Annotated in this window: 20 protein-coding genes, 1 tRNA gene and 1 pseudogene; 10 read left to right on the top strand and 12 right to left on the bottom strand. The window is 66.6% G+C overall.

Annotated elements, in window-relative coordinates:
• Window positions 1-415: 415 nt before the first annotated feature.
• The 8 genes from cas1 to ACK8CO_RS14190 all read right to left on the bottom strand — a co-directional run bounded on the left by cas1 (window position 416) and on the right by ACK8CO_RS14190 (window position 5,999).
• Window positions 416-2,035 carry a CRISPR-associated endonuclease Cas1 gene (cas1, locus tag ACK8CO_RS14155; RefSeq protein WP_414897034.1) on the bottom strand — a complete coding sequence of 540 codons (1,620 nt, stop codon included), beginning with the start codon at window positions 2,033-2,035 and terminating at the stop codon, window positions 416-418.
• Entirely contained in the window at window positions 1,930-2,238 is a 309-nt protein-coding gene (locus ACK8CO_RS14160; protein WP_414897035.1) for a hypothetical protein, read from the bottom strand. The genes cas1 and ACK8CO_RS14160 overlap by 106 nt, the downstream gene beginning before the upstream one ends.
• A complete protein-coding gene (locus tag ACK8CO_RS14165; RefSeq protein WP_414897036.1) occupies window positions 2,228-2,833 on the bottom strand; it encodes a hypothetical protein in 606 nt (201 codons plus the stop codon). The genes ACK8CO_RS14160 and ACK8CO_RS14165 overlap by 11 nt, the downstream gene beginning before the upstream one ends.
• On the bottom strand, window positions 2,830-3,084 hold the full coding sequence (locus ACK8CO_RS14170; RefSeq protein WP_414897037.1) for a hypothetical protein: 255 nt from the start codon (window positions 3,082-3,084) through the stop codon (window positions 2,830-2,832). The genes ACK8CO_RS14165 and ACK8CO_RS14170 overlap by 4 nt, the downstream gene beginning before the upstream one ends.
• Window positions 3,077-3,460 (bottom strand): hypothetical protein, encoded by a 384-nt coding sequence (locus tag ACK8CO_RS14175; RefSeq protein ID WP_414897038.1) that lies wholly within the window; start codon window positions 3,458-3,460, stop codon window positions 3,077-3,079. The genes ACK8CO_RS14170 and ACK8CO_RS14175 overlap by 8 nt, the downstream gene beginning before the upstream one ends.
• 167 nt (window positions 3,461-3,627) lie before the next feature.
• Complete coding sequence (locus tag ACK8CO_RS14180) at window positions 3,628-4,239, bottom strand: hypothetical protein (protein WP_414897039.1); 612 nt, start codon at window positions 4,237-4,239, stop codon at window positions 3,628-3,630.
• Between the two features lie 2 nt (window positions 4,240-4,241).
• On the bottom strand, window positions 4,242-4,835 hold the full coding sequence (locus ACK8CO_RS14185) for a DUF4055 domain-containing protein (RefSeq protein ID WP_414899028.1): 594 nt from the start codon (window positions 4,833-4,835) through the stop codon (window positions 4,242-4,244).
• 10 nt (window positions 4,836-4,845) lie between these two features.
• Window positions 4,846-5,999, bottom strand: a protein-coding gene (locus ACK8CO_RS14190) for an IS3 family transposase (RefSeq protein ID WP_414896501.1) whose coding sequence is annotated in 2 segments (ribosomal slippage) — window positions 4,846-5,747 and window positions 5,747-5,999 — 1,155 coding nt in all. Because the reading frame shifts where the segments join, the coding sequence is not laid out codon by codon here.
• Between the two features lie 384 nt (window positions 6,000-6,383).
• On the opposite strand from ACK8CO_RS14190, the pseudogene ACK8CO_RS14195 reads away from it, so the two are divergent.
• Window positions 6,384-6,900: pseudogene (locus tag ACK8CO_RS14195) on the top strand (helix-turn-helix domain-containing protein); the annotation flags it as partial.
• Between the two features lie 1,033 nt (window positions 6,901-7,933).
• Here the strand turns inward: ACK8CO_RS14195 and ACK8CO_RS14200 are convergent.
• From ACK8CO_RS14200 to ACK8CO_RS14215, 4 genes are all read right to left on the bottom strand, one after another.
• Window positions 7,934-8,007: transfer RNA gene (locus ACK8CO_RS14200), tRNA-Gly, on the bottom strand.
• Between the two features lie 151 nt (window positions 8,008-8,158).
• The gene (locus ACK8CO_RS14205) at window positions 8,159-8,374 is read right to left on the bottom strand and encodes a DUF1127 domain-containing protein (protein WP_196774259.1); all 216 of its coding nucleotides are present in this window, start codon (window positions 8,372-8,374) and stop codon (window positions 8,159-8,161) included.
• A 385-nt stretch (window positions 8,375-8,759) separates the two neighbouring features.
• Entirely contained in the window at window positions 8,760-9,191 is a 432-nt protein-coding gene (locus tag ACK8CO_RS14210; RefSeq protein WP_414897040.1) for a glyoxalase superfamily protein, read from the bottom strand.
• Window positions 9,188-10,582: an MATE family efflux transporter gene (locus ACK8CO_RS14215; RefSeq protein WP_414897041.1), complete on the bottom strand. Its 1,395-nt coding sequence runs from the start codon at window positions 10,580-10,582 to the stop codon at window positions 9,188-9,190. The genes ACK8CO_RS14210 and ACK8CO_RS14215 overlap by 4 nt, the downstream gene beginning before the upstream one ends.
• A gap of 844 nt (window positions 10,583-11,426) precedes the next feature.
• Here ACK8CO_RS14215 and ACK8CO_RS14220 point away from each other — a divergent pair.
• Genes ACK8CO_RS14220 through hypF form a run of 9 tightly spaced genes read left to right on the top strand, consistent with a single transcriptional unit; the run spans window position 11,427 to window position 23,292 of the window.
• Window positions 11,427-12,455 carry a BMP family protein gene (locus ACK8CO_RS14220; RefSeq protein WP_080617248.1) on the top strand — a complete coding sequence of 343 codons (1,029 nt, stop codon included), beginning with the start codon at window positions 11,427-11,429 and terminating at the stop codon, window positions 12,453-12,455.
• Window positions 12,455-13,984, top strand: a complete 1,530-nt coding sequence (locus tag ACK8CO_RS14225; protein ID WP_080617247.1) for an ABC transporter ATP-binding protein — start codon at window positions 12,455-12,457, stop codon at window positions 13,982-13,984. The genes ACK8CO_RS14220 and ACK8CO_RS14225 overlap by 1 nt, the downstream gene beginning before the upstream one ends.
• A complete protein-coding gene (locus tag ACK8CO_RS14230; protein WP_414897042.1) occupies window positions 13,974-15,020 on the top strand; it encodes an ABC transporter permease in 1,047 nt (348 codons plus the stop codon). The genes ACK8CO_RS14225 and ACK8CO_RS14230 overlap by 11 nt, the downstream gene beginning before the upstream one ends.
• Window positions 15,020-15,964, top strand: a complete 945-nt coding sequence (locus tag ACK8CO_RS14235; RefSeq protein ID WP_414897043.1) for an ABC transporter permease — start codon at window positions 15,020-15,022, stop codon at window positions 15,962-15,964. The genes ACK8CO_RS14230 and ACK8CO_RS14235 overlap by 1 nt, the downstream gene beginning before the upstream one ends.
• A 1-nt stretch (window position 15,965) precedes the next feature.
• Complete coding sequence (locus tag ACK8CO_RS14240) at window positions 15,966-17,249, top strand: amidohydrolase family protein (protein WP_080617244.1); 1,284 nt, start codon at window positions 15,966-15,968, stop codon at window positions 17,247-17,249.
• A 47-nt stretch (window positions 17,250-17,296) separates the two neighbouring features.
• Window positions 17,297-18,622, top strand: a complete 1,326-nt coding sequence (locus tag ACK8CO_RS14245; RefSeq protein WP_414897044.1) for a sensor histidine kinase — start codon at window positions 17,297-17,299, stop codon at window positions 18,620-18,622.
• Entirely contained in the window at window positions 18,619-19,611 is a 993-nt protein-coding gene (locus ACK8CO_RS14250) for a HupU protein (protein WP_414897045.1), read from the top strand. Before ACK8CO_RS14245 ends, ACK8CO_RS14250 begins: the two co-directional genes overlap by 4 nt.
• Entirely contained in the window at window positions 19,608-21,032 is a 1,425-nt protein-coding gene (locus ACK8CO_RS14255; protein ID WP_414897046.1) for a nickel-dependent hydrogenase large subunit, read from the top strand. Before ACK8CO_RS14250 ends, ACK8CO_RS14255 begins: the two co-directional genes overlap by 4 nt.
• A gap of 1 nt (window position 21,033) precedes the next feature.
• On the top strand, window positions 21,034-23,292 hold the full coding sequence (gene hypF, locus ACK8CO_RS14260; protein ID WP_414897047.1) for a carbamoyltransferase HypF: 2,259 nt from the start codon (window positions 21,034-21,036) through the stop codon (window positions 23,290-23,292).
• Window positions 23,293-23,315: the final 23 nt, after the last annotated feature.

Below are 23,315 nucleotides of genomic sequence, written 5' to 3' on the forward strand. Positions count from 1 at the left end.
AAGGCCTGGGCCAGATGGGCGGAATTTGGCATCGATTCCGGAAAGGCAGTGCTTTTTCCCTTTCAGGGCAAGTGGTTCTGGAGGGTAAGTCCGTGACCCATGTCCTCGAAGACGAGGATTGAGACCGGGGTTGCGACCCTCAGGATCACGACGCCGTTGGGTCCGTGACCCATGTCCTCGAAGACGAGGATTGAGACTCCTCCACACGCTCGATGTGAACGATCCGGCCGGGTCCGTGACCCATGTCCTCGAAGACGAGGATTGAGACCCAGATAGCGCGACATTCGCCGCCTTTATCGAGTCCGTGACCCATGTCCTCGAAGACGAGGATTGAGACCATTCCCGTCTAACAGGAGCGGATTGAATTGCTTCTGTCCGTGACACATGTCCTCGAAGACGAAGCAAATGCTCTGCTTCAGGGGGTTTGCAGGAAAGGCCGGAAGGGCATCCCCTCAGGGTCCCGCATATGGCGGGCGAGGGCCTGTGCCTCTTCGCGCATGATCCAGCGCCAGGTGCGGCGACGCCCGGAATGGGGGCTGGTCACAAGCCGCCCGACTGCCATCTCATAGCCGGAAATCAGCGCGCCGATGGCGTCGCGGCCCAGCCGGATGCCGCCCGGAAACGAGGTCATCATCCCGGTCCTCAGCCGGTTCTGGTTGAACAGCGTTACCGCCAGACCTTCGGTCAGGGCGGAGCGATAGCCTTCCATCAGGTCCCAGACACAGGCTGCGCTGCGATCGGCCGGGACATGCAGGACGCCAAAGCCCGGATGCAACCCGGCATGGGCAATGGCCGCGCGGATGTCCCGCTCCAGCATGGCGGTCAGCCAGTTGATCGCCGCGTTCAGCGGGTCGGTCGCGGGCCGCGTGCGGCGGAAGGGCTGCGGCGCGGCGGCGCACAGCCGCCCCAGGGCCGGCCAATAAATCGCCGCGCCTGAACCCTCATGTCCGCGCAGAGCGGCCGGGGTGTCCGCCCCGGGCAATTTGGAAATCACGCGCCCCAGCGCCGTGCAGGCAGCCGCAACCTCGGGGTCCTTGGGGACACGGTTCAGGACCCGCAGCTTGGTGCGCTGGTTGCGCAGCCGCGCCTCGACGATGGTCCGCGCCAGCGCGGCCGAGGCGACAGGGTCCAGCACCAGACGGGCCTGGGCCAGATGCAGATCGGCGCGTTCCGGCGGCCCCGCAGACAACCAGCCCTCGGTCTGGCCGCGGCCATCCAGAAAGGCAACGTCGATCCCCGTCGCCAGGGCCTGCCGCAAGGCTTCGGGCGCGAAATCGGCCCGGGCGCCGATCTCGATCCGGTCGACCCGCCCGGGGGCGATCCCCAACAGCTCGCGTCCCTCTTCGCCCGTGACGTTGAAGGACAGGTTCCGCAGCCCCAGCCGCCGCCCCGGCGTCACGAGGTAAAGCACCCGTTCCGCCCTGTCATATCCGGCCGCACTTTCCTCGGCTTCGGCCCTTGCGGCATCGGCGGCGCGGGCCTCCTCTGCACCCGCAAGGCGCATCGCCTCCAGCGGATCCTCATCCGGATCGCCCAGGGCACGCAGGGTGAGAGAGCGCACGAAGAGATGACCCAGAAATTCGAAGCCACGATCGAAATCGACAATCCGGGTTCCGTCGCCATGAAGCTCAAGCCCATGGGCCTCCAGCAGGTTTTCCGCGCGGGTCAGGGCCTTTGCCGCGGCCTCGCGGCTGCGGCAAAGCAGGACGAAATCGTCGGCAAAGCGCACCACCGCCACATCGCGCCGATCCAGCGCGTCGTCGAGCCGGTCGAGATAGAGGTTCGACAGAAGCGGCGACAAGGGCGAGCCCTGGGCCAGGCCGAGGCCGGGCGTTTCGAGGAACATGGCCGCGTGTTCCAGCCAGAGCGCGACCAGATCGACCAGCCTGTCCGCCCCGGCCCGGCCCGCCAATGTCTTTGCGAGGCTGCTCAGAACGGGCTCGTGGGGGATCCTTTCGAAACACCGGACGATATCCGCCTCGACCACATGGCAAAAGCCGCGCCGCCGCAACATGTCGATGCGCCGGACCGCCATCGCGACAGACCGCCCGCCATCACGCCCACGGTTGTCGATTTGCCGATGCGCCGCGACGCCAGCACCATGATGATGTCCGAGGTGGAATTCATCAGCGTGCGCTGCCAGTCGTCAGGCGGGCCACCGACAACCCGCTCAAGCAGGAGTTCGGGTTTTACCCGCTCATGTAGCGTGCGGAGGAAAAGGCCCAGATCATTCGACATTGAGCGGAATCCGCCGGTCTTGGACCACCTGCCGGAAGGTCTCGAACGCCTCCGGGTGCGCTTGGAACACCACCCACAGCACGTCCATCAGTTTCTGAACGTCGGGGTGTTCATTCAGGCCCAGCACGACGGTCGTCTTGTCGCGCAGGTTCGAATAGACCTTGAGCAGGTTCTCGTAGCTCTTGTTCTGGTCCCGGAGCAACTGCATCATCGGGGCCAGCACATCCATCAGGTTGTCGCCTTCGACCATATCGTTAAGGGTGCGGTAGAGACGCTTTTGTTCCTTGAGAATGCCCGCAATGCCACCTTCGATCTTGTCTTGGGCGGCGTTCACTTCCTGATCGAGCGCATCCGCGTCGAGCTTGTTCGCCTCGACGAGAACGATCTTCTCAACCTCTGGCGTAATGAACCGCTTGCGGAACCGGGTCAGGCTTTCCAGATCGACGCAGCACCTTTGCGCGATCTCCTTGAACTGACGGCGGCGCAGCACGCAGTCGATAACCACCTCCACCACATCAGAGCGGGCGCGGATGGTGGACCGGCGGCCATTGCCCGACTCCACGGGCAAGGCCTCTCTGATGCGGTCATAGTTCATGCCGCAGCCCGCAGGGTGCGACCGGCCAGTTCGACCATGTTAGGTTTCATCCGACCAATGACGCGGCGGGCGTCGGAGGCGTAGAGCGGATGCTCTGCCACGTCACGGATGAAGTCGGGTTCTTCCGCCGAGAAAAGGCAATCGAGAATGGCATTGCGGGCAAGGGTCACGTCGAACTCCCGCACCTTGGCATAGATGCCAGACAGGAACTCGCGGGCGCTCGCATCGGCGGCTTTGCGGAGATCATTCATCAGTCACGATCTCCAGCGTGGTCCTGGCCTTCTCGGCCTGCGCCTTGGCCTTGCGATAGAGCTGCGCGTCGCGCGCTTGCTGGCGGGTCAGGCGGATCGGTTCGGGCGACAGGTTGCGATGAATGTCCTTGGGCGCGTCGCCGCGTTCGAGCAGCGTTTTCAGTTGGCCCATTTCCTCGGCCTGCTGCTTCTCGCGTGCCTCGCGCTCCCGCTTTGCGTCCTTCACCTCGTCGAGCAGTTTTTCGGCGTTGCTTTTTAGACCACCGATGGAATCCTCGATCTGCTTGGACAGCGACTCCTGCATGGCTTCGAGCAGTTTGGGCGTTGCCCGCTCGATGAACTGCTCCATCAGGCGGTCGTCGGTATCGTCAGGCATGTGCATCTCCTTCACGTTCGCACAAAAGAAAAGGCAGACCCGAGAGCCTGCCCTTCCCTGAACGTGAAGATGTGCGCGACGCCCGGTCTAACGAAAACACGATAAGTGTCTGATAATATTAAATAAAGAGATGAAGCAGGTGCTGCGCTCAAAAGACCTGATTAAGTTCAGGCAGCATCGGCCAAGACGTAGGTGTGCTGGGCATTATCGCGCACGACCTCGCCTTTCTGCATGGCGATGGCGAGGACTTTGCGGACTATGCCAACGCCGCATTCGCCATCCGTTGCGATTATCAATTCCTTAAACCGGCGCGGCTCCGAGAGCAGCGGCAAGATAGCGGAACGCACGGCGCTATAACTCGGTGATACCCCGCGAGGAGGCCTGTCATGCTTCTTGCGCTTGAGTGCTTTCGGGCGAGGTGCGGGGGCCTGCTCCGCTTTCCACAGATTCCGGGCGATCTCGATGCCGCCGAAGGCATTGCGAGCATCCGCGCCGACGATCTCGCCGCCATCAAGGATGCGAAGGGCGTTCAGGCGAAGGGCGTCCGGGTCGATCCCGCTCGCATCGCACAAATCGCGACGGGACTCCGCCCACGCGCCGCGCTCACGGGTCAGGAAATAGAGCGCCTCCCGCCGCGCAAGCTGGGCATCGGCGCCTTCGGAAGCAGTTATCGCCTTGCCGAACAGATCAAGCACCGCCCTGGCTAGAACTGCCCGGTAGAGCGCCGGCGCCCCGTCTGGCCGGAACGCATGAACGCCGAAGTCAGGATCGAGCAGCACGTTTATTCATCCCGTGTGCCGATGATGGCTGTAATGTCACCGCCATCTTCTTCGATCATGTCCTTTTCATCCTCCCACGAGCGATCTGCGCGGACGATCTCGCCCTTTTGCAGGTTCTCGTGCAGTGTCGCGCGGCTGATGATTCCGGACAGATAGAGTTTCATCTGCTGTTCGATCATCTTCGGTTCCATGCTGCTTTCGATGAAGTCCCGCGACAGGGTGACTGAGGCCTCGTCAGGGTTTGCCCCAACCCACTCAGCAGCAAGGCGCAGAAGGCGGTTCAATCCAGCCTCGACCGACACGACAACACCATGCAGGAGCGCAAGCTCTGACCGGGTGCGCTGCGTCGCTGTGTCGATGGTCTCGTTCCGATTGACCGTGGAGGACAGCATCCGCGCGCCGAGGGAGATCATCGTTTCCGATTTCTCCTCCATGATCTCTTTCATCGCGGCGACCCCGGAGCCTGTGAATTCCAGCATCCCGACCTCCGTGCCTTCCGGCAGGGTCCAGACAGCGCCTGCGCCAATCTGATGCGGCACCTTATTCGCCGGGATCGACCCCGCGATCTGAGCTACTCCCCATCGGTTGGACAGTATCTGGCGTAATTTAAGCTACTCTTTGCACCTGCTGATCGGGTTTGTTGATATCATTTCTCTGCCAATAAACCAGCGCCGGTGGCTTGCCGCCGAGGGCTGAGTGAGGACGCTGGTGGTTGTAGAAGGTCATCCATTTCCGGATAGCCCCTTTCGTCTCTGATCCGGTCTCCCAGGCATGCAGGTAGACGCATTCGTATTTCAGGGTTCGCCACAGCCGCTCGATGAAGATGTTGTCGAGGAATCGGCCTTTCCCATCCATCGAGATGCGCACACCGGATCGGCGGAGCCGGTCGGTCCAGGCGAAGGACGTGAACTGGCTGCCCTGATCCGTGTTCATGATCTCGGGCGGGCCGAACTTGTGGATGGCCTCGCTCAGTGCTTCGACGCAGAAGTCGGCCTCCAGGGTGTTCGAGATCCGCCAGGATAGAACCTTGCGCGTGTGCCAGTCCATGATCGCTATGAGGTATAGGAACCCGCGGCGCATGGGCAGGTAGGTGATGTCCGAGCACCAGACCTGGTTCGGACGATCCACGTGCAGCCCTTTCAGAAGGTAAGGATAGGTCTTGTGTCCTTTCGCCGGCCTGCTCGTGTTGGGCTTCTGGTAAATCGGCATCAGCCCCATGAGGCGCATTAGCCGGCGTATTCGCTTCTCGTTCACGAGATGCCCGTCATTGCGCAGGTGCCAGGTCATCTGGCGGACACCGAAGAACGGCGTCTCCAGGAACTGCTCGTCGATCTGCCGCATCAGGCCGAGGTTCTGTGCGGTCTCTCCCTTCGGCTCGTAGTAATAGGACGAGCGCGCAATCGACAGCAGCCTGCACTGCTGACCGATGGACAGCTGAGGATGGTCAGGCTCGATCATACCGCGCCTCACTTCCCGCCCCAGGGCTTCAGCTTTCGTTCCAAAAAAGAGTTGGCCACCGCCAGCTCCCCGATCTTGGCGTGGAGCTCCTTCACCTGCTCCTCGTCGATCTCGGGTCTCTTGCGGCCGCCGCGCTCGAACACGCCGGACGCGCCTTCGAGCAGGGCGCGCTTCCATTGATGGATCATCGTCGGATGCACTCCGAACCGGCTCGCCAGCTCGGCCGCCGTCTCTTCACCCTTCAGGGCTTCCAGCGCGACCTTCGCCTTGAACTCAGGCGCGTGCTGCTTGCGTTTCGACATCTCTGATCTCCTTCTCGTCGAAGATCAGCAGACTGCAAATCGTAGCTTACGTCACTGTCCGAATTTCGGGGGGTAGCTCAGTTCGCCAAAAGCGAAAGCATCACGATTTCGGACTCGATCGAGCTCGGCTTGCTCCGTGTCCGGGAGGAAAAGCGCAACCGCGACAAGCGCGAAGCCTTTACCTTGCCGGAACTTCAGCAGATCTTCCGACATCCGATCTGGACTGGGTGTAAACGTATTAAACATGGCCAGTCTGGTCTGTGAGCCCCTTAGGCGGAAAGTACGGAATTCCCGCCAAGGTCAACTCTGCCGGCACTTGCCGGGCGCTTCACCAGCCACTCGGCCCACCAGGCCAGCGCGGTTAAGCCTTCCGCCGAGAAGGTTGTGAAGGACATCCGCCGACGCACCCGCAAACAGCATTCGGCGGAGGAAAAGATCCGCATCGTGCTTGAGGGGCTTCGCGGCGAGGAGAGCATAGCCGAGCTTTGCCGGCGCGAGGGGATTGCGACGAGCTTGTACTACAGTTGGTCCAAAGAGTTTCTCGAGGCCGGCAAGAAGCGGCTTGCTGGTGACACGGCGCGCCAGGCGAGCAGCCCGGAAGTGAAGGTCCTGCGGGCTGAGGCCAGCGCGCTGAAGGAGGCCTTGGCAGAGGCCACCCTTGAGAACCGGCTGCTCAAAAAAGTATGATCGGGGATGGAGGAGACCACGAATGAGGTACCCTGGACCCGAAAAGCTCGAGATTATCCGGCTCGTCGAGAGATCACATCTGCCCGCGGCGCGCACGCTGGAGATGTTCGGTATTCCGAAGACAACCTTCTATCGTTGGTACGACCGATACCGATCCCTTGGCGAGGCCGGTCTCGAGGATCGCCGACCCCATCCGGGTCGGGTCTGGAACCGCAGGCGGCCTAACCTCGAATAGTATGAGCCAGACCCTCCTGACCGGCAGAGCATTCCGGGTCCCAAATTATTTGATGACGGACAGCGGGTATGCTGGACCGACTTCGTGTCAAGCAGATCCCAGAAGGCCCGCCCGACACCGGAAGAATCCACGACGAGATAGGCCCGGCCCGCGATGGACGGGTCCATCATCAGGTTCCGGGTCACGATGGCGAGGTCTGCATATGACATGGCGGGCAGATGGTCCGACCATGATGAACGGGATATAGTCGAGCGGCTTAATAGATACACATACTATAAAGTGTCCACTTAACCTTCTTTCCATGCTATTTTGGGAAAGGAGGTTAAGTGGACAGATAATCGCACGCAGACTGAACCACGAGTGCGACCGGATTCTGGATGCGATCATTGATGGGAAGCTGACCTATGCCAAGGCCTGACGGACATCCGTCGGGCTCAGCGAACTCGACTGCATCGGGCGGCAGGGGAGGATCAGCCGCATGGACCCAGTTGGTTCACAGGATGAAGACCGCCGTCACGATTGGACGACGGCGCGCGCCTGGTCTCACTTGGCCAGCACGGGACTACATTCGGAGCTTTCAGATCGCGACCGCCGCACCGTACTCGGAGAAGGTGTGAACGAGGCAGACAACCCTTGAGCCGGACAGGCTGGTGGGCGACGGCACGCGCCTGGTCCCACCCAGCCAGCTCGGGCCTGCACCATGGCCTGTCGGCACGCGCGCGCCGGAACGCCCTCGAAGATGGCGCGACCGAAGCGGATATCTCGGCGCTGGAGGCCATGGTCTCGCTCCAGCGGCGCGACGTGCTGTCCTGCTGTCTTGGGCGGGCGTCACCGGGGATGCCGAATTCCAGGATGAACCGCGCTGATCACACGCGTCTCATGACGGGGCGCAGGTCAGGGGAGATGGGGCAGAGGGGACGGCTCGGGCAAGGCCGCAGATGCGTGCGGCCGCTTGCGCGGAAGTTACCCGAGGGGGACATCCCGGGGCGCAATGTCCGACTGTCTGAGAGAGTGGAGCGGGTAGCGGGAATCGAACCCGCACCAAGAGCTTGGAAGGCTCGTGTGATACCATTTCACCATACCCGCGAAAGGCCCAACGTAGGTATGTCACGTCTTCGCTCGGGTCAAGCCACTTGTTGGGAAGGCGCGGCCGGGGCCGGATCGGGGAGAGGTGAGGTTCGCTCGGCGGGGCGGGCTCCGGCGCAAGGCGCGGCCCCGGTCCCCGTCGGAGCGTCGCTCAGGCCTTGCGGGAGGCTTCGGTGGCGATCGCGCCGATCTCGCAACGGTAGATGCCCAGATCCTTCAGGTCGCGGTCCGAGAGGGCCGACAGTTCGCGGATGGTCTGACGCCGGATGCTGTAGCGGCGGCCGGCTTGACGGATGTCTTCGGCGAGGACGCTCAGCCGGGCGATGAAGGCCGCATTCGGCGCGGCGGCGTGGGTCAGCGTGGTCATGGTCTTGTCCTTTGTTCTATGGCGTCCGACATCTAAGGATTTGTACCATGGGCACAATCGCCGACCCGGTATTGCCGCCATGCACCTCCTGCAAGGGACGCAGGCCCCTGCCGACATTGACCTCGGGACTGCGTCATTGTGGCCATTCGGTCACTCTGCGCGGCCGATTGCACGAGGGTCGCGAGGTCGGACCTGCCGGACGGGGGGCGTGAACCGCAGCGGATCGTTCTGCCTCTCTTTCAAGGCAGTTGCCCCCGACCCGAGGATCGGACATCGCAGCCGTCTTGCCCGAGCTTCGCCATGCGGGAGGGAAGCCGGCCTCCGCCGGGAAGGCCGGGTTTTCTGAGGGCGGCTCCGGCGAAACGATGCTGCCGGGGGCGTGCGCTCAGTTTGGCGCAATCTCTACGGTAAGATGCGGAGAGCCATCCGATGTCTTGCGGGCGCTGCGGCCATCTTCGCCGATCGTGCCGCGAATGCGGTGGCGCCAGTTCGAAAAGCTGTCGAACCGAACGGTGTCGATCGGCTGATCCAGCGCGATCTCGACGTGGCGATGCTCTGCAGGCCCCGACAGGGCGACAATTTTACCGCTATAGGCCTGGCCCAGATAGTGGCCCGTCACCCTGCTGCCCAGGGTGAGCTCAGGCGGGGCGTTGCGCTGGCTGAGCCGGGCATGAAGCGTGTTCCAGTCCCGCGCCCCGTGCTGACGGGCGACAAGCTCGAGGGACTGGGCATGGCTGATCGCCGTGCCTCGGTCTTGCAAGGCCTGCCGGAGCGCCTTGGCCTGGGTTTTGATGGTCTCGAGAGATGGTTGTTTCATGCTGTTTCCTTGACAGGCAGGGGTGCCGGGACAGGGGCGAGAAGGTGGCCGCGAAGGACCAGCGTCAGGGCGAGGACAAGAAGCAGGGCATCCGCAACCGGAAAGGAAAGCCACAGGCCATCGATCCCCGACAGGAGATTGAGGACGACAAGAAGGACCGGTGTCAGCAGCCAGGGCTTGATCAGGGTCAGCGCCGCGGTCCGGAGCGGATGGCCCATCGCCTGGAAATGCAGGGCGACGACGAGAACCGGCCCGGTGATGGCGTAAAGTGCCGTCATCGGTCGCAGGATCGCGGCAACCGCCTCGACGACGCGTCGGTCCTCCGAGAACAGAGCGCCCAGCGGTTCCCCCGCGAAGGCTCCTGCCAGTGTCACGCCGAGGCACCAGAGGAACGCGCAGCCCATGGCCAGCCGCAGGGCCGCGCCGGCACGATCCATGCGACCGGCCCCTGCATTGTTGCCGGTGATGCTCTGGGTGGCCAGCGCGATCGCCATCTGCGGCAGGAAGGCCAGCCCGAGAAGGCGCGTCACCACGCCATAGGCGGCGATATGGACAGCATGATCCGCGGCGGTGGTGCCGATGAGCAGGATGACCATGCCGGCCACCAGGGCCATTCCGATGAGGTTCAGGCAAAGCGGGAGGCCGAGCGAGAGGATCTGCCCCCATCCCGACAGCCAGCCGTGACGCCAGAGGGTGCCAAGGGGCAAAAGATCCCGGTCGCGCGCCCGCAGAAGCAGCAGCATTGCCAGGCCGAGGCTCTGTGCCGCGACGGTGCCGAGGGCCGAGCCCGCGACGCCCAGCCCGAGAAGCACGATCGCGACATAGTTCGCGCCGATATTCAGCAGGTTCACGATCACCGAAAGCAGGGCGATCTGCCCGGCCCGGCCTTCATTGCGCATGGCATCGGCCTGAAGCCCCAGGCCGAACTGGATCGGGGCGCCGAGGATCAGGATCAGCAGATAGCTCTGCGCCGGCCCCGCCACCTCAGTATGTCCGGTGGCGAGCGCCGAGACCGTGGCTGGCCCGACTGCAAGAGCCAGGGCGATCAGGGCCGCGCAGATGGCGAGGGCCATGCCATGCGCGCCTGCAAAGACCGCGCCTGCCTCGGCGCGGTCGCCGGCCCCGAGATGACGGGCGAGCAGGCTCGACATGCCGCCGCCCGCCAGGCTGGTCAGGGCCGTCAGCAGCATGACGATAGGAAAGGCCAGGCTGACCGCGGCCAGAGCCTGGGGGCCGATGACGCGTCCGACGAAGATCCCGTCGGCGACGTTCAGCAGGCCCCCCATCGACATGACCACCGCCATTGGAAGGGCATTCGACAGGAACACCCCCCCGATCGGACGGGTCAGGAATGGGTTTTCACGTGTTTCAGGGGCGGGTCCGACGGACATCGCTCACTCCTCCGGAGAGGCATTTCGGATCGGGAGGGAGCCTGCATTGCCCACCTGCGAAATGCTTCGAGGGTGAGATGTCGTCTTTCGCTCCGGGCTTCACCGTGACTTGCGTCCGCAGGCGGCAGGTGCCCGGCACCTTGCGCGCTGCATTACTGGAAACACCCTGCGAAGGCAATATGAGAAACCGGAAGCCCGGGTTCGCTCCTGGCTTCGTGATACCCGCGAGCTGCAGAATGGCCCTCGGCTGGCAGCTTCGGGCCGATGGCGTCGAAGGATGCTGCGCGTTCTTGCCGCCGAAGCCTCTGATCCCTCTGGTCTGCGCAAGCGGGAGGGATCGTAATGCCCGGACCCTGACGCGCGCTTGCGCGCCTGACCCTGTCGGGCTGTCCCACGGCCGTCTTCGGGGCAGGGGAATAGGCTGCGGCCGGGCATGGGCGTCGTCGGTTTCGTCGCCAGGTCCGGGCCGAAAGCCGGGTGTAGATGCCGGGGCCGCGGGCTCTGGCCACGGTCCATGCGGCCGATCCTGGGGGCGGGATCATGGCCAGATGCCGGAGGCGTCTGTGCCTGTCCGGCCGGAGCCGCCCTTCCCTGGCGACGCCCAGATGGTCGTTTCCGGCAATAGACGATCCGCCCTGCGCGCCGCGGGCCGATAGAGCCGGGGCGGGAACATCCCGACTGGACGGCAGGGGGCCCATTTCCCTGTCAGGTGCTTTGCCCCGGCCCGGGAAACGAGCGGGCTTTTCTTCGCCGGGCACCCGTGGCACTGTCCGGCCATTCCAAAATCCCGGCCGATGGCGCCGAATGCCGTCATCCACGGGGACATGTTACAGGGGATGAAGGTATGGCGACAACGCGGGACGGGTTCGCGATGGGGCGGCGTGGGCTCTTGCTGGGCGGGGCCGGTGCGGCGGCCGGGCTGGGGCTTGGGCTCTGGCCGCGGCGCGGGCTGGCGGCCGAGCCGGTCAGCGTGGCGGGCATCTACACGGTGCCGGTCGAGCAGCAATGGGTGAGCCGGCTGCACAAGGCCGCCGATGCGGCACGGGCGGCGGGCGAGATCACCTATGCCTTCTCGGAAAACACCACCAATACCGACTATCCCCGCGTCATGCGCGAATATGCCGAACAGGGGGTCAAGCTCATCATGGGCGAGATCTTCGGCGTCGAACAGGAGGCGCGCGAAGTGGTTCTCGACTATCCCGAGACCGCCTTCCTGATGGGCTCGTCCTTCAAGCCCGACCCGGATTATCCCAACCTCGCCGTCTTCGACAACTATATCCAGGACGCCTCCTACCTGTCGGGCATCGTCGCGGGTGCGATGAGCAAGACCGGCAATATCGGCATGATCGGCGGCTTCCCGATCCCCGAGGTGAACCGGCTGATGCATGCCTTCATGGCGGGCGTGCGCGAGGTCAAACCCGACGCCACTTTCCAGGTCAGCTTCATCGGCTCCTGGTTCGATCCGCCCAAGGCCAAGGAAACCGCCTTCGCGATGATCGAGAACGGGGCCGACCTGCTTTATGCCGAACGCTTCGGCGTCTCGGATGCGGCGCAGGAAAAGGGCGTGCTGGCCATCGGCAATGTCATCGACACCCAGCCCGACTATCCCGATACCGTCGTCGCCTCGGCGATCTGGGACTTCGCGCCGACGCTCGCTGCCGCGCTGGGGAACGTCTCGGCGGGCAGCTTCAAGGCGGATGATTACGGCGTCTATTCTTTCATGAAGGAAGGCGGCTGTTCGCTGGCGCCGCTTGGCACTTTCGAGGGCAAGGTTCCGCAATCTGCGATGGAGCTGATCGCGCAGAAAGAGGCGGCGATCAAGGCAGGCGATTTCACCGTCGAGATCAACGACAAAGAGCCCAAGTCCTCCTGATGTCCGGCACCCGACCGGTTGTCCTGAAGCTCGAGGGGATCACCAAGAGCTTCGGGACGCTGAGAGCCAATGACAATATCGGCTTCGCTCTGCACAGGGGCGAGGTCCTCGCGCTTCTGGGCGAGAACGGCGCGGGCAAGACCACGCTGATGAACATCCTCTTCGGCCATTACACCGCCGATGCGGGCAGTGTCGAGGTGATGGGCAGGCCGCTGCCGCCCGGCCAGCCCGGGGCGGCTCTGGCTGCGGGCGTCGGCATGGTCCACCAGCATTTCACCCTCGCGGGCAATCTCACCGTGGCCGAGAATATCCTCCTGGGCACCCGGCCGCTCTGGCGGGCCGGGCTGGGGCGGTCTGCCGCGCGGGCGCGGATCGCGGCGCTGTCGCGCGATTTCGGCCTTGCGGTCCGTCCCGATGCGAAGGTGCGCGATCTTTCCGTGGGCGAGCGCCAGCGCGTCGAGATCCTGAAGGCGCTTTACCGCGAGGCGCGGGTGCTGATCCTCGACGAACCGACCGCCGTGCTGACCCCGCAGGAGACCGACGCGCTTCTGGCCACGCTCAGGAAGGCGGTGGCCCGGGGCCTGTCGGTGATCTTCATCTCGCACAAGCTGCACGAGGTGATGGCCGCGGCCGACCGGGTGATCGTGCTGCGTCATGGCCGTGTCGCGGGCGAGGTCGCCACCGCCGAGACCGACCGCCACCGCCTGGCCGAGATGATGGTGGGCGAAGAGGTGCGCCTGCCGCATCCCTCGACCGCCACCCCCGGGCCTGCGCTGATGTCGCTGAGGGACGTCACCTGCCATCCCGAGGGCAGCCGCTCGGGGCTGAACCGCGTCACGCTCGATCTTCGGGCGGGGCAGATCACCGGGCTTGCCGGCGTGTCGGGCAACGGGCAGGGGGCGCTGGCCGATCTGGTCTCGGGCATGACCGCGCCCGATCAGGGACGGCTCGAGGTCCATGGCGCCGAGGTCAGCGTCTGGTCGCCCCGCGCGGCGCTGGCCGCCGGGGTCGGCCGCATCCCCGAGGATCGCCACGCGACGGGTTCGATCGCCGATTTCTCCCTGACCGAGAATGCCGTTCTCGAGGATTACGCGCGCGCGCCCTACAGCCGGTATGGCTGGATGAACTGGCGCGCGGCGCGGACCCATGCCGAGAAGATCATCGCCGACTATGACGTGCGCTGTCCCGGGCCCGAGGCCCGGATCCGGCTGCTCTCGGGTGGCAACATGCAAAAGCTGATCCTGGGGCGCGCGCTGGAGGCGGGGCCAAGGATCATTCTGGCCAACCAGCCCGTGCGCGGGCTCGATATCGGGGCTCTGACCTACGTGCAGGAATGCCTGATCGCGGCGCGGGATGCGGGCGCCGCCATATTGCTGATTTCCGAGGATCTCGACGAGATCCTGGCGCTGTCCGACGTGATCCATGTCATGTCCGAGGGGCGGCTGTCGCCGGGCTTTGCGCGCGGCTCGAAGACACCCGCGGAACTGGGCGCCTGGATGGCGGGGCAGGGGTTCGACCATGCGGCTTGATCCGGTCCACAATCCGACGCTGGCCCGCCGTCTGGGGCTGCCCTTCGCGGCGCTGGCCTTCACCGTCGCGGTGGCCTCGGGGCTTGCGAAACTCGCAGGCGCCGACCCCTTCGCCACGCTGGGGCTGATCGTGAAGGGGGCTGCGGGCTCGAAATTCGCGCTGCTCGAGACCCTGAACCGGGCGACGCCGCTGATCTTCACCGGGCTGGCCGTCGCCGTGGCCTTCCGTGCCCGGCTCTGGAATATCGGGGCCGAGGCGCAGCTTTACGCGGGCGCGCTGATGACCGTGCTGGTCGGCACCCAGCTCGGCCTGCCGGGCGCGGTCGCGATCCCCATGATGGCGCTGGCCGCGATCCTTGCGGGCGCGCTGGTCCTGCTGGGGCCCGCGGTGCTGAAGCTCAGGCTCGGCGTCGACGAGGTGGTCACGACGCTTCTGCTGAACTTCATCATGCTGCTGGTCATCTCGATGCTGCTCGAAGGCCCGCTGAAGGACCCGATGGGCATGGGCTGGCCGAAATCGCCGCCCATTCCGCGCGATGCCCGCCTGCCGCGGCTGATCGAGGGGCTCAGGCTGCATTGGGGGTTCGGGCTGGCGCTGATCGCGGCGGTCTCGGTCTGGCTGATCCAGATCCGCACGACGCTGGGCTACGAGATCCGCGCGGTGGGGCTGAACCCGCAGGCCGCGCGCTTTGCGGGCATCCCGGTCAACCGGGTGATCGTCAAGACAGCGCTTCTGTCGGGCGGGCTGGCGGCGCTGGCTGGCTTCTCCGAGGTCGCGGGGCTCAAGGGCAACCTGACCCTGGATCTGAGCCCGGGCTTTGGCTACACCGGCATCGTCGTCGCCATGCTGGCGCTTCTGCACCCGCTGGGCGTCGTCGCCTCGGCCATCTTCGTGGCGGGCGTCTTCGTCGGCGCCAACAGCATGAGCCGCGCGGCCGACGTGCCCACCTATATCGCCGACATCTCGGTCGCGGTGGCGCTTCTGTCGATGGTGCTGGCGATCCTTCTGACGAAATTCCGCGTGGTGAGGGGCTGATGGAGATCCTCGACATCCTTCTGTCGGCCAGCTTCTGGGCGGCGGTGCTGCGCATCGCCTCGCCGCTGATCTTCGCCACCATGGGCGAGCTCATCTGCGAACGCGCGGGCGTTCTGAACCTCGGGATCGAGGGGATCATGGTCGCGGGCGCCTTCGCGGGCTGGATGGCGGTCTATGCGGGCCTCGGGCTCTGGCCGGGACTGCTGGTCGCGCTTCTGACCGGCATGGCCTTCGGCGCGTTGCACGGGCTTCTGACCGTGCCCTTCGGGCTGTCTCAGCACGTCGTGGGCCTCGGCATCACCATGCTGGCGACCTCCAGCGCCTATTATGCCTACCGCCTGTCGCTGCCCGAGGTCACCAGCCCGCCCCGGATCGAGCCGTTCCAGCCCCTGCATATCCCGGGCCTTTCCGATCTTCCCTTCTTCGGCGAGGCGCTCTTTTCCCAGACCGCGCTGACCTATCTGGCCTTCGCCACCGTCATCGTCGTGGCGCTGGTTCTGTACCGCACGCCGCTGGGCCTTGCCCTGCGCGCGGCGGGCGAGAATCCCTCGGCGGTCGAGGCGCAGGGCCTGTCGGTCGCCGCGATCCGCATCGGCGCGGTGATGGCGGGGTCGGGGCTGATGGCCGTGGGCGGGGCCTTCCTGACCATGTCGGCCTTTTCCTCCTTCTTCTTCGAGATGGTGAACGGGCGCGGCTGGATCTGCATCGCGCTTGTCGTCTTCGGCGCCTGGCGTCCGGGCAAGGCCTTGATCGGAGCGCTCTTGTTTGCGGCCTTCGACGCGCTACAGATCCGATTGCAGCAGACGCCGCTCGGCGCCGACATCCCCTACCAGGTCTTCCTGATGGTGCCCTATGCGCTGTCGATCCTGGCGCTGGTCCTGATGTCGCGCCGGGCCGAGGTGCCCGCCGCCCTGATGACGCCCTTTAACCGCGGAGAACGCTGACATGGCCGAGTTCGACCTTCTGATCACCGATGGAAACCTGCCCGACGGAGAGGTCGGCGATATCGGGATTTCGAAGGGCCGGATCGCGGCCATCGGCGATCTGTCGGGCTCGACCGCCGGGCGGGTGATCGACGCGGCGGGCGATCTGGTCTGCCCGCCCTTCGTCGATCCGCATTTCCACATGGACGCGACGCTGTCCTACGGCACGCCCCGGATCAACGCCTCGGGCACGCTGCTGGAGGGCATCGCGCTCTGGGGCGAGCTGAAAGAGATCGCGACCGTCGATCAGATGGTCGAGCGCGCGCTGGCCTATTGCGACTGGGCGGTAAGCCAGGGGCTGCTGGCGATCCGCAGCCATGTCGATACCTGCGATGACAGCCTCAAGGGCGTCGAGGCGATGCTGCATGTGCGCGAGGTCGTGAAACCCTATCTCGATCTGCAACTGGTGGCCTTCCCGCAGGATGGTTTCCTGCGCGATCCGACCGCCCGGGCCAACACCCTGCGCGCGCTCGACATGGGGGTCGATGTCGTCGGCGGCATCCCGCATTTCGAGCGCACGATGGAAGACGGCCGTGCCTCGGTCCGCGAGCTCTGCGAGATCGCCGCCGAGCGCGGGCTTCTGGTCGACCTGCATTGCGACGAGACCGACGATCCCCTCAGCCGCCATGTCGAGACGCTGGCCTATGAGGCCCGGAGGCTGGGGCTTCAGGGCCGGGTCAATGGCAGCCACCTGACCTCGATGCACTCGATGGACAATTACTATGTCTCGAAGCTTCTGCCGCTGATGGCCGAGGCCGGGCTTTCGGCTGTGCCGAACCCGCTGATCAACATCGTGATCCAGGGCCGCCATGACAGCTTCCCGAAACGGCGCGGCCTGACCCGGGTGAAGGAGCTGCAGGCCCATGGCATCACCGTCGGCTGGGGTCAGGACTGCGTGCGCGACCCGTGGTATCCCCTGGGCACCGCCGACATGCTGGACGTGGCCTTCATGGGGCTGCATGTGGCGCAGATGACCTCGCCCGCCGAGATGCGGCGCTGCTTCGACATGGTGACGACCGAAAGCGCGAAGATCCTGCATCTCGAGGGCTACGGGCTTCATGAAGGGGCCCAGGCCTCGCTGGTGATCCTCGATGCGGGCGATGCGATCGAGGCGATCCGGCTGCGGCCTGCCCGGCTGGCGGTGATCTCTAGGGGCAGGGTGGTGTCCGAGACGCCGCGGGCCGATGCGAGGCTCGACCTGCCTGGACGCCCGGCGGGCGTGCGCCGCCGCCACCACGCGAATTGATTTGCGCCGCGGCAGGAGGAAGCTATCCTCCGGCCGAAGGAGGACAGATGGCGCGGGACATCACCAGGGGCCTCGTCTCCGGCGAGGGCGAATTCTCGGATGCGGTCTGGGCCGATGTGCTGTCGGCGGTCGACCGGACCTATGTCGATCTCGTCGATTATCAGGAACAGCTCGAGGCCAAGAATGCCGAGCTCGAGACGATGCGCTCGTTTCTCGGCTCGATACTCGCCTCGGTTTCGGATGTGCTGATCGTGGTGGCCCGTGGCGGCCGGGTCGAGGATGTATCGGCCTCGACTGCGCTTCGCACCGGGGCCCCGCGCGAGGCGTTTGCCGGACGCCAGGTCACCGAGCTGTTTTCCGAAGCCGATCGCCCCGCGCTCGAGGCGGCGATGGCACGGGCCGGGCAGGGCCGCTGTCCGGTGATGATCGAGGCCGGGCTGATCGCGGCCGATGGCGCGACGCCGCTCGAACTGTCGCTGTCGCCCCGGATGGACGAGCGCGGCCGGGTCACCGGCCATGTGCTGACCGGCCGCCCGCTGGGCGAGCTGCGTCAGGCCTATGCCGAGCTGGCCGCCAGCCATGACGAGCTGAAGGCGGCTCAGGCGCTTCTGGTGCGCAACGAAAAGCTGGCCTCGCTGGGGCGGCTGCTGGCGGGCGTCGCGCATGAGCTGAACAACCCGATCAGCTTCGTCTATGCCAATGCCCATGCGCTGGAACGCTATGCCGGCAAGTTCGAGACCTATTTCGAGCAGGTGCAGGCGGGCGCCGACCGTGCCGAACTGGTGCGGCTGCGCGAGGAGCTGCGTCTGGACCGCGAGATCCGCAATCTGCGCGATGCGGTCGCGGGCGCGCGGGACGGGGCCGAGCGGGTGCGCGACATCGTCGAGGATCTGCGCCGGCTCTCTTCCGAGGGCTCGGGCGAGCGGGTGGCCTTCGATCTGGTCGAAACCGCGCGGGTCGCGGCAAGCTGGGTGATGCGCGGCTCGCGGGGCGATGTCGAGATCGCCTTTGAGGGCGCGGACAGGGTGATGGCGCTGGGGCGGCCCGGCCATGTCCAGCAGGTGGTGATGAACCTGGTGCAGAACGCGCGGGACGCCGCCGGGCCGGGCGGCCGGATGGAGCTCTGGTTCGGTGCCGAGGCCGAGGCGGCGGTCATGAAGGTCAGCGATGACGGGCCCGGCGTGCCCGATGCGGTCAGGACGCTGATCTTCGATCCGTTCTTCACGACCAAGGAGGTCGGGCAGGGAACCGGGCTCGGCCTTGCGATCAGCGCCAAGATCGCGGCCGAGCATGGTGGCCAGCTCCGGCTGTGCGCGGCCGAGAGAGGGGCCTGCTTCCGGCTCGACCTGCCGCTGGCCGGAGAGGGGGCATGAACGTGCTCTGGCTTCAGGCCGCCGGTTGCGGCGGTTGCACCATGTCGCTGCTCTGTGCCGAGGCGCCGACGCTGTTCGAGCTTTTCGAGGGCGCGGGCATCCGGTTCCTGTGGCACCCGTCGCTGTCCGAGGCGACCGGTGCCGAGGCGCGCGGGCTGCTCGAGGCCGCCGCCGCCGGGGATGTCCCGCTCGATGTGCTCTGCGTCGAGGGCGCCATCGCCCGCGGGCCCAAGGGGACCGGGCGGTTCCAGATGCTGTCGGGGACGGGGCGCTCGATGCTCGACTGGGTCGGGCGGCTGGTGCCGCAGGCGCGGCACGTGGTGGCGGTGGGGTCCTGCGCGGCCTTCGGCGGCGTCACCAGCGCGGGCGGGAACCCTTCGGATGCGGCCGGGCTGCAATATGAGGGCACCCATCCGGGCGGTATCCTGCCGGCCGGGTTCCGCGACCCGACCGGACTGCCGGTGATCAACGTGGCGGGCTGCCCGACGCATCCCGACTGGGTCACCGAAACGCTGATGCTGCTCGCCGCGGGCGCGATGGGGCCCGACGATCTCGACGCGCTGGCCCGGCCGCGCTTCTATGCCGAGCACCTGGTCCATCACGGCTGCCCCAGGAACGAGTTCTACGAATACAAGGCCTCGGCCACCGCGCTTTGCGAAATGGGCTGCATGATGGAGCATCTGGGCTGCGTCGGCACCCAGGCGGTGGGCGATTGCAACATCCGCCCCTGGAACGGGCAGGGAAGCTGCACCCGTGCGGGCTATCCCTGCATCTCCTGCACCGCGCCCGAATTCGAGGAACCGCGCCACGCCTTCACCGAGACCCCCAAGGTCGCGGGGATCCCGGTCGGTTTGCCTGCCGACATGCCCAAGGCCTGGTTCATGGCGCTGGCCTCGCTGTCGAAGGCCGCGACGCCCGAGCGGCTGGCGAAGAATGCCACCGCTGACCGGATCGAGGTGCTGCCGCGCCCGGGCAAGCCGCGCGGATGACCGGAACGCGCCTGATCGTCGGCCCCTTCAACCGTGTCGAGGGCGATCTCGAGGTTCATCTCGACATCGCCGAAGGACGGGTTCGCAGCGCCCGGGTCAATGCCCCGCTCTATCGCGGTTTCGAGCGGATGATGACCGGCCGTCCAGCCTCGGACGCGCTGACCATCACGCCCCGGATCTGCGGCATCTGTTCGATCAGCCAGTCGGCGGCGGCGGCGCGGGCGCTGGCCGATGCGGGCGGACATGAGCCCGCGCCCGCAGGCGCGGCGATGGCCGCTCTGATCCACGCGATCGAGAATGTCTCGGACCATCTGGTCCATTTCAACCTGTTCTTCATGCCCGATTTCGCCCGCCCCGCCTATGCCGGGCGGCCCTGGCATGCGCGCGCCGTCGCGCGCTTCACCGCCGAACGCGGCTCGGCGGCGCGGGCGGCCATCGCGGCGCGGGCCGAGCTCATGCATGTTCTCGGGCTGATGGCAGGGAAATGGCCGCATACTCTGGCCATCCAGCCCGGCGGCGTCACCCGCGCCCCGGGGCCGCGCGACAAGGTGCGGATCGTGGCGAGCCTCGCCGCCTTTCGCCGCTATCTCGAGGCAGAGCTGTTCGGGGCCCCGCTCGAGGATTTCGTGGCGCTGGACGCGCGTGCGGGGCTGATGGGCTGGGACCGGGGCGATGCGGGCCTGTTTCTGGAAATTGCCGCCGATCTCGGTCTCGACGCGCTGGGCCGGGGCTCGGGGCGATATCTCAGCTTCGGGGCCTATCCGCTGGCCGGGGGGCATGGCTTTGCACCGGGGCTCTGGAAGGACGGGCCCCTGCCGCTCGATCTGAGGGGGATGACCGAGGATCTCTCGCATGCCTGGATGCTGGGCGAGGCCGTGCATCCATCCGAGGGGCAGACCCTGCCCGACGAAGAGATGCGCGAGGCTGCCTATAGCTGGTGCAAGGCACCGCGCCTCGACGGGCTGGGCTACGAGACCGGCGCGCTCGCGCGGCAGGTGGTCGCCGGGCATCCGCTGGCGGTGGCGCTGGCAGGGGGCGGGGTGATGGCCCGCGTCATCGGGCGGCTGCTCGATCTTGCGCGCACGCAGATTTTCATGGAGGAACTCGCGCGCAAGATCGATCCTGCGGCGACGTTCATGACCCCCGCGCCCCGGCTCCGCGAGGGCTCGGGGGTCGGGCTGGTCGAGGCGGCGCGCGGCGCGCTGGGCCACTGGCTGCGGGTCGAGAACGGCCGGATCGCCTCTTATCAGATCGTGGCGCCCACGACCTGGAATTTCAGCCCGCGCGATGCCTCGGGCACGCCCGGCCCGCTGGAAGCCGCGCTTGAGGGGGTGCCGGTCGCGGATGGCGAGACGACGCCGCTTGCGGTTCAGCATGTGGTGCGCAGCTTCGATCCCTGCATGGTCTGCACGGTGCATTGAGATGGTGCCGGGCCGCGAGATCCGGGTGCGCGGCCAGGTGCAGGGCGTTGGCTTCCGGCCCTTCGTCTGGCAACTGGCGCAGGAATTCGGCCTGGTGGGCGAGGTCTTCAACGATGCCGAGGGAGTGCTGATCCGCGCGGCCGGGGGCGATCTCGTGGGCTTTCAGGCCGCGTTATCCGCCCGGGCGCCGGGCCTGTCGCGGATCGACGCGATCGAGGCGCAGGATCGCTGCTTTGATGCCCTCCCCGACGGCTTTGCCATCGCCGCCAGCCGGGGCGGGGGCGCCCAGACCCGCGTCACCCCCGATGCCGCCACCTGCCCGGACTGTCTGGCCGAGATCGCGGGCGGTGGCCGCAGGCAGGGCTATGCCTTCACCAACTGTACCCGTTGCGGGCCGCGTTTCACCATCCTGCGCGGGCTGCCCTACGACCGGGCGCAGACCACAATGGCGGCCTTCCCGATCTGCGCGTCCTGCCGCGCCGAATACGACGACCCGGCCGACCGCCGCTTTCATGCCCAGCCCATCGCCTGCCCCGATTGCGGCCCCCGGCTCTGGCTGGAACGGATGGCAGGCGTGGTTGCCGCGGGCGATCCGGTGGCTCTGGCGGCGGACCTGTTGCGGCAGGGGGGCATCCTTGCGGTGAAGGGGCTCGGCGGCTTTCATCTGGCCTGCGATGCGGGCAACCCGGCGACGCTCGACCGGCTGCGCCGCGCCAAGCGCCGTCCGGCCAAGCCCTTCGCGCTGATGCTGCGCGAGGCCGATCTGGCGGCAGTCTGCAGACCGTCGGCCGCCGATCTGGCGCGGCTGCGCGATCCGGCCGCCCCCATCGTTCTTGTGCCCGGCATCAGCACCGGCACCGGCGCCCTGCCCGGGGCGGTCGCGCCGGGAATGTCGCGGTTGGGCGTGATGCTGCCCTATACGCCGCTGCACCACCTGCTGCTTGCGGCCGTGGCGCGGCCTCTGGTGATGACCTCGGGCAATCTGTCGGGGGCGCCACAGGCGGTGGAAAATGACGAGGTCCGCGCGATGCTGGGCGGCCTTGCCGATGCCGTGCTGCTGCATGACCGCGAGATCGCGCGCAGGCTCGATGACAGCGTCGAGCGGGCCGAGCCGCCGATGGTCCTGCGCCGGGCGCGGGGGCGGGTGCCCGGAACCATGCCGCTGCCCGAGGGGTTCGAGCATGCGCCGCAGGTGCTGGCGCTGGGCGGGCAGATGAAATCGGCGATCTGCCTCGTGAAGGGTGGGCAGGCGCTGCTGTCGCATCATCTGGGCGATCTCGACGCGGCGGACAGCTGGGACGCCTTCCCGCGTGCCATCGCCGATTACCGCGCGCTGTTCGATCACCGTCCGGCGCTGGTCGCCTGCGATGCCCATCCGGGCTATCGCACGACGCAGCATGCCCGGAGCCTTGGCCTGCCTGTCATCGAGGTCCAGCATCACCACGCCCATCTGGCGGCCTGCCTGGCCGAGAATGGCTGGCCGCGCGCGGGCGGGCCGGTGGCTGGCATCGTGCTGGACGGCACCGGTTACGGCCCCGACGGGACGGTCTGGGGCGGAGAGCTCCTGCTGGGGGAGTATCGCGGCGTCGAGCGGGTCGGGCATCTGGCACCGGTGCCGCTGGTCGGGGGCGATGCCGCCGCGCGAGAGCCATGGCGCAATCTGCTGGTCCGGCTCGATGCGGCGGGGCTGGCCGGGCACGCCGACCGGTGGCTCGCCGACCGGCCGCGTGCCGCGCTGCGGGCGGCGGCGCGGGCGGGGCTGAACGCGCCCTTGTCCTCCTCGGCCGGCCGGCTCTTCGATGCGGTCGCCGCGGCGCTCGGGCTTTGCAGCGGGCGGCAAAGCTATGAGGGCGAGGCCGCGATGCGGCTGGAGTCCCTGGCCGAGGGCTGTCCGGCGGACCGGCCCTACCGCTTTGCCGGCCTCGATCCGGCTCCGGCGATCCGGGCCATGACAGGCGATATCGAGGCCGGACTGGCCCATTGTCTCATTTCGGCCCGGTTCCATGCCGGGCTTGCGCGTGCCTTCGCCGATCCTGCCCGCGCCCTGGTCGAGACCGGCCGCGCAAGGGCGGTTGCCCTGTCGGGAGGCTGTTTCCAGAACGCGCGGCTTCTGGCCGAGATGCTTGCGGCCTTGCAGGGGGTCAAGGTGCTGATCCATCGGGAAACTCCGGCGAATGACGGCGGGTTGGCGCTGGGGCAGGCCGTTATTGCCGCAGCCGGCGAATTGCCGCAGGCGGAAGGTTTTTTACCGGAATTCTGAAAAATCGGGAAGAAACTTTTCGC

It is taken from the genome of Rhodovulum sp. HP10, assembly GCF_047553435.1.
Taxonomy (GTDB): Bacteria; Pseudomonadota; Alphaproteobacteria; order Rhodobacterales; family Rhodobacteraceae; genus Rhodovulum.

Bases quoted from the DNA above. Each gene is read 5' to 3' on its own strand.
- cas1 (WP_414897034.1), bottom strand. From the start codon at position 2,035: ATGGCGGTCCGGCGCATCGACATGTTGCGGCGGCGCGGCTTTTGCCAT.
- ACK8CO_RS14160 (WP_414897035.1), bottom strand. From the start codon at position 2,238: ATGTCGAATGATCTGGGCCTTTTCCTCCGCACGCTACATGAGCGGGTA.
- ACK8CO_RS14165 (WP_414897036.1), bottom strand. From the start codon at position 2,833: ATGAACTATGACCGCATCAGAGAGGCCTTGCCCGTGGAGTCGGGCAAT.
- ACK8CO_RS14170 (WP_414897037.1), bottom strand. From the start codon at position 3,084: ATGAATGATCTCCGCAAAGCCGCCGATGCGAGCGCCCGCGAGTTCCTG.
- ACK8CO_RS14175 (WP_414897038.1), bottom strand. From the start codon at position 3,460: ATGCCTGACGATACCGACGACCGCCTGATGGAGCAGTTCATCGAGCGG.
- ACK8CO_RS14205 (WP_196774259.1), bottom strand. From the start codon at position 8,374: ATGACCACGCTGACCCACGCCGCCGCGCCGAATGCGGCCTTCATCGCC.
- ACK8CO_RS14210 (WP_414897040.1), bottom strand. From the start codon at position 9,191: ATGAAACAACCATCTCTCGAGACCATCAAAACCCAGGCCAAGGCGCTC.
- ACK8CO_RS14215 (WP_414897041.1), bottom strand. From the start codon at position 10,582: ATGTCCGTCGGACCCGCCCCTGAAACACGTGAAAACCCATTCCTGACC.
- ACK8CO_RS14220 (WP_080617248.1), top strand. From the start codon at position 11,427: ATGGCGACAACGCGGGACGGGTTCGCGATGGGGCGGCGTGGGCTCTTG.
- ACK8CO_RS14225 (WP_080617247.1), top strand. From the start codon at position 12,455: ATGTCCGGCACCCGACCGGTTGTCCTGAAGCTCGAGGGGATCACCAAG.
- ACK8CO_RS14230 (WP_414897042.1), top strand. From the start codon at position 13,974: ATGCGGCTTGATCCGGTCCACAATCCGACGCTGGCCCGCCGTCTGGGG.
- ACK8CO_RS14235 (WP_414897043.1), top strand. From the start codon at position 15,020: ATGGAGATCCTCGACATCCTTCTGTCGGCCAGCTTCTGGGCGGCGGTG.
- ACK8CO_RS14240 (WP_080617244.1), top strand. From the start codon at position 15,966: ATGGCCGAGTTCGACCTTCTGATCACCGATGGAAACCTGCCCGACGGA.
- ACK8CO_RS14245 (WP_414897044.1), top strand. From the start codon at position 17,297: ATGGCGCGGGACATCACCAGGGGCCTCGTCTCCGGCGAGGGCGAATTC.
- ACK8CO_RS14250 (WP_414897045.1), top strand. From the start codon at position 18,619: ATGAACGTGCTCTGGCTTCAGGCCGCCGGTTGCGGCGGTTGCACCATG.
- ACK8CO_RS14255 (WP_414897046.1), top strand. From the start codon at position 19,608: ATGACCGGAACGCGCCTGATCGTCGGCCCCTTCAACCGTGTCGAGGGC.
- hypF (WP_414897047.1), top strand. From the start codon at position 21,034: ATGGTGCCGGGCCGCGAGATCCGGGTGCGCGGCCAGGTGCAGGGCGTT.